Raw genomic sequence first — 12,131 nt, forward strand, 5'->3', positions numbered from 1 at the left:
ATGCAACCGCCAAAATCGTGGTCTGCTATTTTATCATTACTTAGCCATTGGCTCATATTAGTTTCACCACTCAACTTTAGTATAATTAGATAGAAAACTTCTAAATGATTTAAAGTATCACCTTGTTTAACCACTTACTAAGAATAGAATGTTAACTATATTTATAAATTATTATCTTCATTTTGGAAATAATTTTTATACTTCAATTGGTTTAATTTACCACAAAGTGAAACGAACCGCCAGTGTTTTCGAATGATATCTATATGTATAAATATATGTAAATGGTAGACAGGCTTCAAGTTTTAGTGCAAAACAATAGCTCAAGTATTCTACGGCATTTCAAGACTTTAAATGAGAGAATACTTGAGCTTGGTGAATCTTATAAAGTAGGTATTTATTTTTCTTAAGTTGATACACATGAGATGTTACCTCTATAATCTTCTTTTTTTCGTTTCATAATGATGTATTATAAATAATACATGTCATAATCAAAAAAGAAGAAAAGTAAATTTGAATATGTTTTCTGTTATAAAGTTTAAAAACCTCTACATATAAGTAGAAGTTTTTAAGTTGCACATTAATGAATTATACTTTTTCAGATAAACGAAGATCATAGAATACATAATTTTAACTAGATTTATTATTAGCTAGTTTATCCCCACCACCAAGCTCCGCCTCAATCTGCGAAGTCTTCGATGACTCATCCATACGCCAATACGTAATAAAGCTGATCGCGATACATCCGGCTACGTAGAAGTAGAATAGTGACTCCATTCCAATACTCTTTAGCCATAAAGCGATGAATTCTGCTGTTCCGCCGAATATCGCAACGGTTAGTGCATATGGTAAACCTACGCCAAGTGCGCGAATTTCAGTTGGGAAGAGTTCTGCTTTTACAATTGCGTTAATCGATGTGTAACCAGTAACGATAATAAGGCCGACCATCATGAGTAAAAATGCTACGATTGGTTCTGTCGTTTTTTCCATAAAGAAGAAAATTGGTGCTGTTAGTAACGTTCCGAGAATACCGAATGTCATTAATAGTGGGCGGCGTCCAATTTTATCGGATAGTAACCCCGCAATTGGTTGAAGTACGACGAAAATAAGTAGTGCGACAAAGTTAATCCAGCTTACAACTTCTTTCGGAAGGCCGACTGTGTTTACCATGAATTTTTGTAAATATGTTGTGTACGTATAGAATGCAACAGTGCCCCCAAGTGTTAGGCCGACTACTGTTAATACTGCTTTCGGGTGTTTCATAAGAGCGCTAATGGTTCCTGCGCTTTCGCGTTTTTGTGATTTTATGTTTGCGAATTGCTCCGATTCATCCATCGTACGGCGAAGCCATAATACAGCTACTGCACCCATCGCTCCAATAATGAATGGAATGCGCCAGCCCCAAGCTTTCATATCTGGTTCGCTTAGTAATTGCTGAAGAACAATTTGAACGCCTAACGCAACCATCTGTCCAGCAACGAGCGTTACATATTGGAAGCTTGAATAAAAACCACGGCGACCACTACTAGCCATTTCAGATAAATATGTTGCGGAAGTTCCGTATTCTCCGCCAAGTGATAATCCTTGAAGTAAACGAGCAAGAACTAAAATAATAGGCGCCATAATACCGATGCTTTCGTAACTAGGTGTACAGGCGATAATGAAAGAACCACCGGCCATAACTGTAATGGAAAGCGTTAATGCTGCCCGGCGTCCGTGCCGATCCGCATAGCGTCCCATTAATAAACTTCCGATAGGACGCATTAAAAATCCAACTGCGAAAATAGCCGCTGTGTTCAGTAACTGACTCGTTGGATCTCCTTTAGGAAAGAACTCTGCTGAAAAATAAACAGCAAAAGCAGAGTAAACGTACCAGTCGTACCATTCAATTAAATTGCCGACAGAACCTTTGAAAATATTGCCGGCGACTCGGTTAGATTTTACTTGAGCCATAATCATTCCTCCTCTGGCTTATAAATAAAATAACAATTATGAAAGCGTGTTCATTGTAGTTGAATTGTACTGTCTTTGGTACGAAATCTCAATATTATGACAATTTTATTCTTTTTGTACTTTATGTACATGGAGAGTTTTAATAGTTGCTTCATTATTCGTTTTGTCATAATAATAGAAAAAGGAGATTGATAGTTTAGAATATTTTATCAAAGGATATGAAGTATGAAGAAATCACGCAAAGTGTCATTACAAACGAAAATAGTAAGCTTAATTATCGCGTTAATTTTATTTGTCGTTCTCCTATTAGCGGGAATATTTGTTTACATTCAGTCCGTTGATACGAAGCGCCAAGTAGAACAGTTAGCACTGCAAACGGCTAAGTCGCTTTCTTTTATGCCTGCTATAAAAGATGCTTTTCAAAATAACGAGCATAAAAGTACGATCCAATCCATTGCGGAACAAGTTCGTGAGCAAGCTGGTGCAGATTATATCATTATAGAAGATCGTTATGGAGTTATGTATTCGCATTCTAATTCGGAGTTGATTGGTACAAAGAGTAACAATCCATATAACTATGAAGCACTCACTTTTGGCGGTTATTATACGCTCGAAGGAAATGGGGAAAGTGGTCCAGCTTTAATGGCGAAGGCACCCATTATTGTTCATAACGGAGACTATGATCAAGTAGTAGGCGTTGTGACAGTAGAGTTTTTAATAAAAGGCATTGAATCTAACATATTGAGTAGAACGAAAGAAATTATCCTCTTCTCCTTAGCGGTGTTATTAGCCGGCATTGTAGGTGGCATCCTTTTAGCGCGTAGCATTCGTAAAGACACACTCGGTTTAGAGCCAAATGAAATCGCAGCGCTATACCGGGAACGAAGTGCGATACTACTATCTATAAAAGAAGGAATTATTGCTATCGATCAAAACGGTTCTATTACGATGATGAATACGTCAGCAGAAGAAATGCTGCATGTAAATGGTGATTATATGCAGCAGCACATTTCAAAAGTTTTACCAGAATTTCATATGGAGAGAGTACTAGAAAACGATCAAGAAATCGCATTTCAAGATAAAGTGTTTATTTTAAACATGACGCCAATACTCGAAAATAACAGTACGGTAGGCGTTGTATGTAGTTTTAGAGATAAAACAGAACTGCAAAACTTAGTGAATACGATATCTGAGGTAAGAAAGTATTCCGAGGACTTACGCGCTCAAACACATGAATTTACAAATAAGCTTTTCGTCTTATCAGGATTACTTCAGTTAGGACATTATAAAGAAGCGATTGAATTTATCCAACAAGAATCTAATATTCATCAAAGCCAAAACCATATTTTATTTCATCAAATTCATGATGCGAAAGTACAAGCTATTTTATTAGGGAAAATCGCAACAGCCTCTGAGAAAAAAATTGATTTTCATATTGAAGGGGATAGTGCGCTTCATCCGTTACCAGACCATATAAAAGTGTCCCACCTCATTACGATTCTTGGAAACATAATCGATAATACGTTTGATGCGGTGAGTGAACGAGAGGAAAAGAGTGTTTCCTTCTTCGTTACGGATATTGGGCACGATATTGTGTTTGAAGTGATAGATAGCGGGATAGGAATACCGGAAGAAAAAATCACGACCATTTTTCAAAAAGGATTTTCAACGAAAGGAAATAATCGTGGTTACGGACTAGCAAACGTGAAAGAAATGGTAGATCTACTCGAGGGAACAATTGAGATTCAAAATGAGAAAAATGGGGGAGCTATTTTTACAATTTACCTTCCGAAAACATTGAGAGAAAGTATATGACAAACAGGGGGATGGGCATATGTTGAAGGTTGCAATTGCAGAAGATGATTTCCGCGTCGCGCAAATTCAGGAAGAGTTTTTATTAAAAATAAAGGATATAAAAGTGATTGGAAAAGCATTAAACGCAAAAGAAACGATGGAACTACTACAAAGGGAAGAAATCGATTTACTTCTATTAGATAATTACTTACCAGATGGAATCGGTACGGACTTATTGCCGAAAATCCATGCCGATTTTCCAAACGTTGACGTCATTATGGTAACAGCGGCAAATGAAAACCATATGCTAGAAAAAGCAATCCGAAACGGCGTAAGCAACTATCTTATAAAACCGGTTACGTTAGAAAAATTTGTTCGCACAATTGAAGACTATAAAAGAAAGAAACAACTATTACATAGTAACAATGAAGTAAATCAAGCACTCATCGATAACTTCTTCGGCATTTCACAAACACAAGACATAAAAAACTTACCTACAGGTGTCGATCCGTTAACACTGCAAAAGGTGAAAGGAATTATAAAAGGATTCGACGAGGGCATTACAATAGAAGAAATGGGAGAACAAATGGGGGCCTCCAGAACAACCGCAAGAAGGTATTTAGAATATTTAGTAGCGACAAACGAATGCACAGTAGAATACACATACGGCATTATTGGACGACCAGAACGAAAGTACCGAATAGGACGAGGACTATGAAAAAACGATTATTACTATGTATATGGATCATGACAGGAGTAATAGCTGGTTGTTCCTCGGAAAAATCTCAAACGAATACAGTAAACATAGAGGAAGTAGAAATCGTTGCACCGAACGTTCAAGGAGCCGGATGGGACTTAACGGCACGAGCGATGCAAAAAACACTAACAGAAGAAAAAATCTTCACAAAACCAATCACAGTTACAAACAAAGTAGGTGGCAGCGGTGATGTCGGATGGAAATATACGAAACAAAAAGGCGGTCACGTACTGGCGATTAACTCAAGCTTACTCATAACGAACAACCTACTAGGCCACAGTAAACTAACATATAAAGACTTCACACCGCTCGCAACACTTGCGTCAGACTGGGAAGTTGTTGTCGTATCAAAAGAATCAAACATCGAAAACGCAAACGAACTAATGGAACAACTAAAACAAGACAAGAAAAACTTCAAAATCGGCGTTGCTCCAGGCCTAGGAAACGACGATCACCTATCCTTCGTACAAGTAAGCAAAGCATTCGGCATAAACCCAGCCGAACTACAATTCTTCGTCTACGAAAACAAAGAAAAAATCATAAACGCCCTAACGAACAAACAAATAAACGCCGCAACCATGACCCTATCCGAAGCCGAAAAACAATACAAAGCCGGCAAAATAAAAATACTAGCCGTATCCGCACCAAAACGACTAGACCGACTACCAGAAATCCCAACATGGAAAGAACAAGGAATCAACGTCATTTTCCAACACTGGAAAGGCATTATGGGCCCAAAAGATATGACGGAGGAAGAGGTTGCTTATTGGGATGGTGTTATTAAGAGGATGGTGGAGAGTGATAGTTGGAAGGGGATTTTGAGGGAGCGGGGGTGGAATTCTTATTATAAGGATAGTGGGGAGAGTAGGGGGTTTTTGGAGGAGAGTGTTAGGGAATATGGGAAGGTGATAGTGATTTAATATTAATTTTATATAAGGTTTAATAGAATTTGTGGTTTTATGTCTGTCTAGAGTGTAAATACGATGATATAAGGATCTGCGAGTGTATCTAAATGGACATAAAATAATCTAATTCTAGTTGAAGATTATTCATGTATCATTTGGATGTAAATAACATTTCAAAGAGTTACATGCTTGCTAAAAAGCTAGTAGGGAGAGCGTATGAGTGAGGTAGTTGGAATTTATCTATGGATTTAATTTGAGAATTTATGTTTGTTCTTGGGATTTTCTATTGAGACTATTAGTCAAAGATCATGGAATAACTCTTCTAAAGTAATACCTAATCCATGTGTTATTTTTGCTAAGCTTTCTATTGTAACGTTTTTTTCGCCGCGTTCAATAGCACCTATATGATTCGTGTGTATATTGGATAATTCTCCTAATCGTTCCTGACTTAAGTTTTGTTCTTTCCTGAAGAATCGAATACGTTCGCCTAATACTTTGATGAGTTCCATCTTTTCAACATCCTATCTATGTACCAATAACTTTTTATTTTATTATAACATTTATAATTCGCATTGTGGTAAGCATTACATATAGGTTGCTAATAAACATGATAGAGATTAAATTTTTGAATTTATTTTGTATATAGGTAAAGTTTCACAGATACTTAAATGTTGATATATCAGTAAAATTAAATTAGTATTAACAAGGATATATATTAGACAGAATGGCATAAATTATGTCGAAAAGGCTTTGAGATGGAGAATGTAGTCTTTTTATGGAGTTCAAGAGTCTTTTTTGTTGATTACTAAAAGAAAATGGAATAGGATACAATAAAACTAATAAAAGATAAGTATCAAATTCTGTATGGGAGGGAAGAAAAGTGCCTGTTTATTATAAGGGTGAATTTTTTAATGGTCCCGGCGGTTTTGCAGTGGGTGCTCGTATGGCAAGAGTTGTAGATAGAAATGGTGAAGAGTATAAGGTAGAACATACTTGGTCGAATGAAATTTGTCCAGACGCAGCTAAAACCTATGCGAATAATATTTGTCCAATGGCTCCTGATACAGTAATTGTTCAAGATGTTCGTACGTTAGAAATTGAAAGTGACCCACGATTAACCCCGATTGATGCATTTGTTTTTGGCTTTCCTTGCAATGACTTTAGTATTGTAGGTGAGCAGAGGGGGATAGATGGTGATTTTGGTCCACTGTATAGCTATGGGATTCGTGTATTAACACATCATCAACCCCAATGGTTTATTGCTGAAAATGTAAGTGGATTACAAAGTGCTAATGATGGTGGGGCGTTTGTTCAGATCTTACGTGAAATGCAAGCAGCAGGATACACAATTACGCCTCATTTATATAAATTTGAAGAGTATGGGGTCCCGCAAGCGAGACATCGAATTATTATTGTAGGGATTAGAAATGACATAGAAGTTGAATATAAAGTGCCTGAGCCAACTCATGGACCGGGTAGAGAATATCCATATGTTACTGCTGCACAGGCTTTGGAAAATATTCCAGAAGAAGCTGCAAATCATGAATTTACAAGACATAAGCAGAAAGTGATTGATATGTTAAATCATATTCCACCTGGGGAAAATGCGTGGTATGAAGGGATTCCCGAACATCTGCGTTTAAATGTAAAGGGTGCGAAATTAAGTCAAATTTATAAAAGATTAAATCCTAATACACCTTCTTATACAATTACAGGAAGTGGCGGAGGTGGAACCCATGGGTATCATTGGGACGAGCCGCGTGCATTAACTAATCGTGAACGAGCTAGGATACAAACGTTCCCAGACGATTTCATCTTTTCAGGTGGAAAAGAAAAGGTTCGTCAGCAGATTGGAATGGCAGTACCACCGCTTGCAGCAAAAATTATTGTAGAGTCTGTATTGAAAACGTTAGCGGGTGTAGAATATGAATATATACAGCCGAAATGGGATATTAATACACTATTAGGAGAACAAGAACTACCTGCGCTTGTATAAAATAAGAGGCTGTTCCTAGGGGAACAACCTCTTATTTTTAGTTTTGGTTTATTTCTTTGTATAGAGAAGAAAATGTGGCGAAACTTTTATTGTTAATTGCACGTAAGAATAGTAATACTCTTTCTTCTTTTGATAAATTATTTTCTATACAATAGTCTAAGAAGCCTAATAAAGTTTTTGCATTCATTATAAACCCTTGTACTTCACGACCAGCAATATGATTTTTAGCTTTTTCAGTAATTTTACCTAAATTTCTTTCTCCACCGATTTGATCGGCTGCAATATAGCCAAAGAAGCTTACATTTCTCCCTTGATACCCCTCGTAATTTGGAATATATTCACTTGCCATATGGGAAGCAAGGTTTGCTGGAAGAGAGAACTTACTACTACGGTAATTTTTAGCATCGATTAGTCCTAATCCATTATTTCCATATAATAAAACGATCTCGATTTCCGTTTGATCACCGGTTGTGGATTTTGGACGCATAACAACGTTGAAACCTATTTGAGTTAAAATCTCACCAGTTTTGTCCTCGAACGCTAGATTATCTTTTTCTGATAAATAAGCTTCATAAAAGTCTTCATTTGAGAATGCATAACCTTGATCTTCTAATTTTTCTTCAATAATTGATACAGATTCAATTGGATTGAATCCAGCTATTTTTAGTAATTCTATTGCTGTGTCTTTGTTATCTTCGGATAGAACAGATACTCCTGATAGGGCTTCTTGAATAAGTAATGTCCTTTTTCCTTTGTTTGTAGCCGGTTTTTTATCATGAAAACGAGTTGATTTATAGCTATCTATATCTAATCCATTATTTTCGGCCATCCGCTCTAATGAAAATTGATAACGATTATTAAATGGATATCGTTTGTCATACTCCTCTATTTTTTGTGTTATTTCTTCAACTTGTATAGGGTTAACGCGCAAGCATTCACCACGAATATATTCTACTAACCCTGTGTAATCACAAAGTAACATGAATGTATGGGCTACATCTGAATGGGCTGTTTCGAATCCACGTGCAGCACTGTCAGAACGGCTACGATGTTCATATTGTTCAGCGATACCCATTTTTATTTCCTTTTTTTCTTCTTCGTTTGCTTTACGGAATTCTAGAATATTTTGTGTTACTTGATGCAATTGATTATCCTTGGATGCCGTTAACACAAAGTAAGTTATTTCTTCTTTTGTTATATAATGATCTAGTGCCTTTTGATTTGTTAATTTGATTAGAAAGCGCGCTGGGCGGATTTTGAAATGAGATACAAATTTCGGCCTGAACCCTGGTTCCATAAAATAGGCATTGGGTATCTGTAAAGTAAGAATTTGTTTTGAAATGTTTTCGAACACGTTCTCTCGATTCAGTAAAGCTTTACCTACTTTAGTAGGAACTAGATATCCACTTTCATTTATGTATATATAAGCAAATGTTTTTAACATAGCGACCCATGTACGGCCTCCGGAACCATCAGTGCTAATAGTAGGTGTTTTTAATTCTCTATTTCCTAAGACTTCTTCATACTTCCTATGTAATTCTCGATTTCCTTTCCAAGGATGTTGAAAATTATTTGTGGCTTCTTGTAGTGCACTGAGAGCAAGAGCATGAAACTTGGGGTCCCTTTCTGGACGAGTAATAAACCATATCTTTCTTTCTGCCATACATGTTCCTCCTAATTACTTATGCAAGTCAATGTATTTTGTATGTATATGTATTGTCTATTCTTTATAATGCTAACACTCCTTATGGTAGCATATTTATTATAGAAATGGTTTTAATTTCTAGTATGTATTTTTATATTGAGAATAGCATTATGCTAATAGTTTATAGAGTCTGTGAAATAAAAATAAATTATTACTTAAAAGTGAAAATGTGATAAATATATTTGAGTATATTAAAATTTAATAAAAATTACTGAGTGATAAAAGGTCCTTTCGGATGTTATTTTATTGAATATATAGGAGTAAATGAAATATAATTGTTTTGTGTAGTTGTTAATTTTAATATTCAATTTTAAAAATGGAGGTATTTTTATGGCAAAGGCTGGAGATTGTTTTATAACCACTTTGAAAGATGCACACTTAAAATGGGGATCTCATAGACATACTCATACAAGAGGTGTTGTCTATGGGGAGGGATACTTACAGATACCAAAAAGTGAGGCGAAAAGAATAGGGATTTATAATAGTAATCATCCTGGACAGATGAATATCTTTACATGTAGTTCAGTGGATGGCTTTTTGAGGGAGGTTGAAGTAAAAGCATCTGGTTCTAGTGGACGTGGAGATGAGTATGCTAAGCAATTACAAGGTAATGGGGATTTACAATTGTTTGGGAAGTGGTTTAATCATATTAATGCCCAAGTTGGAGATAGAGTGAGAGTTACCTGGATTACTTCGACTGCTATTGTAATAGAGAAGATTTAATTTGAAAAACTATTGAATATATCTCTTAAATAAAGTTGTTTTTTCCTTGTATAATAATGCAATGTTTTAATAATGGTTATAGAAAAGGTATTCGGAATTTTAATATAAAAGAGCTTCTCTAGAGAGAAGTTCTTTTATATGTACAAAATAGTTTAGAAGTCTGGAGATATAATTATCAATGTTATCTTATAATGTTGAAATAAAAATTAGAAAAACACTGCTTAAAAATAGTTGTATGTAATTAAGCATTTGTTTTAAATATTAAAAAGGTGTTTATTTATGAGGCCAATTGATTTAAAAAAAGTAGAAAAGTTTAAAAAAAGTTTTCGGGCAAAGAAGAAAAAGGGAGAGCTCCTTGAATATATTAAAATGGGATATGAAACGAAGGGGATGGAATTTCATAGACTGTTTTTACATAGTGGATGTGCTTTGGGAATGAGTCTAGGTGATTTAAATCTTTTATTAGAGAAATTAAATTCGTTAAGCTTAGAAATTTACACCCTAATTGCCAAGGATATAGAATTTACAATTTATTTAAATAAAAAGATTGAGGGGTGTAATAATATAATTAAAGCGTCTTATTTAAATTCTAATAAGAAAATATGTATCGAGGATTTATTTTCTTATTTAGAATATATAAATTTCAATATGCGTAATAGCGGTATAGGTATAGATGATAAAACATATGAAAGTGAAATTCTTAATTCGCAATATAATCATCTTTTAGATAGTTTTCCAGGTATAATTGAATTTATCAAAGAGTATGGCATTAAAGCGAGGCTTAAAGAGCCAAAAAGAATTAATAAGGAATGTAAGACAATATATCAAGCAGTTGCTACTAAGTATTCTTTGAGGAACTTTTTTCTTTCACTATCAACAGAGCTAATAAAACCAGTAAAGCATGAAAATTATAAAGTGAAGGATATAGATGTAGGGACAGTGTTTTTTTTAAGACATAACTTACCATATTGGTCTAGTTTAGAAAGATATAGGGATCTGAATTTTACTTATCAACAGGATCATATTATAGATAGTCAAGAAATGGTTGACATAATGAAGAAAACAAAGAGCATAAAATCATATTCTGGAGGAAAGATTCTTCATATGGATCTTTCAAAGGAAAATAGTTGGAAAGCTGATACGGATATTTGGTCTGCATTCAAATTATTAGTTCCTATATATGGGGATGAGTGGGTTAAGTTTAGTGTGAAAAACTATGAAGTTGAGTATGTCATTAATGATTTATTAACTGTATACAAAGCTATATATAAATTGGCGTTAGATATTGAAGACAATATGGGGATGGATACTGGAAATTTTATAAAAATATATGGTGAAAAACAATTAATAAGATATTTAGGATTAGAGCAATCCCACAAGGTTTTGTTACAGTTTTTATCTTATGATTTAAATGCTAAACAAGAAAATACATCATTTCTTGTAAGGTATAAGCCATTAATGAGACGAGGAGATATATATTATATAATACCAGCTTGGATCCAATGTGTTGCACCTCAAAAAGCTATTGATAAAATTCTTTCAAGTGATGAGATTCAGCTACAACTGAATGATCAAACGAATAAAGGGTATGTGTTTGAAAAATCGATAGAGTCATTTTTTAACAAAATTAATATAAGTTTTAATAAATTAGATAGGGATGAAGCTAATGGCCTGCCGGAGATAGATGGTATGTTTGTATTAGGTGAATATATATTTATTTTTGATGCAAAAGCTACAATAAAGCCTGAAAATCTTGTAGAAGTTTATAATAATTTACAAGGTCATCTTTATAAGGCATATAATCAATTAGTTGAAAGGCTTAATGTACTAATGTCCAGTAAAAAAAATCAAGATCTTATAAAGGAGAAAACAGGACTTGATGTCTCGGGAAAGAGAATTGTTCCTTTTATATTATTAAATCACCATTATTTTAATGGTTATCGGGAATTAAAAATAAAAGGTGGGGATCAAGAATGCCATATACCTATTATTGATTTCTTTACTTTAAAACAGGTTATAGAATTTAGAAAGATACCTGTTTGGGAATATAATGAAAAGAGTGAAAGCTATTATAGAAGTGAAATTCCTTTTGAGAATTTTCAAAGTGGAATGGAATTATCTCTATATCTGTCGCAACAAATAAAAGGGATGATAAGTGAGGAGAAGCCAGCATATCAATTGATAGAGGAAGGAATTCTATTTAAAATCGTAAAACCTTTTAAATACAAGGCTAAATGAGAGTGATTTATCATTGTTTTTTGGGAGAGGGATATAAAAATAGAATTGAGGAATTGAGGAATT

The 12,131-nt window shown here is 34.5% G+C and carries 9 protein-coding genes; 6 read left to right on the top strand and 3 right to left on the bottom strand.

The annotated features are described in order from the left end of the window. Positions 1–627: 627 nt before the first annotated feature. On the bottom strand, positions 628–1,950 hold the full coding sequence (locus tag MR083_RS24515; protein WP_000079848.1) for an MFS transporter: 1,323 nt from the start codon (positions 1,948–1,950) through the stop codon (positions 628–630). A gap of 225 nt (positions 1,951–2,175) precedes the next feature. Between MR083_RS24515 and MR083_RS24520 the strand changes: the two genes are divergently transcribed. From MR083_RS24520 to MR083_RS24530, 3 genes are read left to right on the top strand one after another with little or no spacing between them, the layout of a single operon-like run. Continuing rightward, positions 2,176–3,765: an ATP-binding protein gene (locus MR083_RS24520; RefSeq protein ID WP_061529108.1), complete on the top strand. Its 1,590-nt coding sequence runs from the start codon at positions 2,176–2,178 to the stop codon at positions 3,763–3,765. 19 nt (positions 3,766–3,784) lie between these two features. Then, positions 3,785–4,462, top strand: coding sequence for a response regulator (locus tag MR083_RS24525; protein WP_000921497.1), 678 nt, complete (start codon positions 3,785–3,787; stop codon positions 4,460–4,462). After that, entirely contained in the window at positions 4,459–5,421 is a 963-nt protein-coding gene (locus tag MR083_RS24530; protein WP_242269975.1) for a tripartite tricarboxylate transporter substrate binding protein, read from the top strand. The genes MR083_RS24525 and MR083_RS24530 overlap by 4 nt, the downstream gene beginning before the upstream one ends. A 284-nt stretch (positions 5,422–5,705) precedes the next feature. Here the strand turns inward: MR083_RS24530 and MR083_RS24535 are convergent, their stop codons facing one another. Then, a complete protein-coding gene (locus MR083_RS24535; RefSeq protein ID WP_000420195.1) occupies positions 5,706–5,915 on the bottom strand; it encodes a helix-turn-helix domain-containing protein in 210 nt (69 codons plus the stop codon). A 371-nt stretch (positions 5,916–6,286) separates the two neighbouring features. Here MR083_RS24535 and MR083_RS24540 point away from each other — a divergent pair, with 371 nt between their 5' ends. After that, positions 6,287–7,402: a DNA cytosine methyltransferase gene (locus MR083_RS24540; RefSeq protein WP_242269971.1), complete on the top strand. Its 1,116-nt coding sequence runs from the start codon at positions 6,287–6,289 to the stop codon at positions 7,400–7,402. 37 nt (positions 7,403–7,439) lie between these two features. On the opposite strand, the gene MR083_RS24545 is transcribed toward MR083_RS24540, so the two are convergent. Beyond that, positions 7,440–9,065 (bottom strand): AlwI family type II restriction endonuclease, encoded by a 1,626-nt coding sequence (locus MR083_RS24545; protein WP_242269972.1) that lies wholly within the window; start codon positions 9,063–9,065, stop codon positions 7,440–7,442. 372 nt (positions 9,066–9,437) lie between these two features. Here MR083_RS24545 and MR083_RS24550 point away from each other — a divergent pair, with 372 nt between their 5' ends. Together MR083_RS24550 and MR083_RS24555 are read left to right on the top strand one after the other, a co-directional pair. After that, entirely contained in the window at positions 9,438–9,830 is a 393-nt protein-coding gene (locus tag MR083_RS24550) for a hypothetical protein (protein ID WP_242269973.1), read from the top strand. A gap of 279 nt (positions 9,831–10,109) precedes the next feature. Next, entirely contained in the window at positions 10,110–12,068 is a 1,959-nt protein-coding gene (locus MR083_RS24555; protein ID WP_242269974.1) for a hypothetical protein, read from the top strand. Positions 12,069–12,131 lie beyond the last annotated feature (63 nt).

The sequence above is a fragment of the Bacillus cereus group sp. BfR-BA-01408 genome (assembly GCF_022663305.1).
Classification (GTDB): Bacteria; Bacillota; Bacilli; order Bacillales; family Bacillaceae_G; genus Bacillus_A; species Bacillus_A pacificus.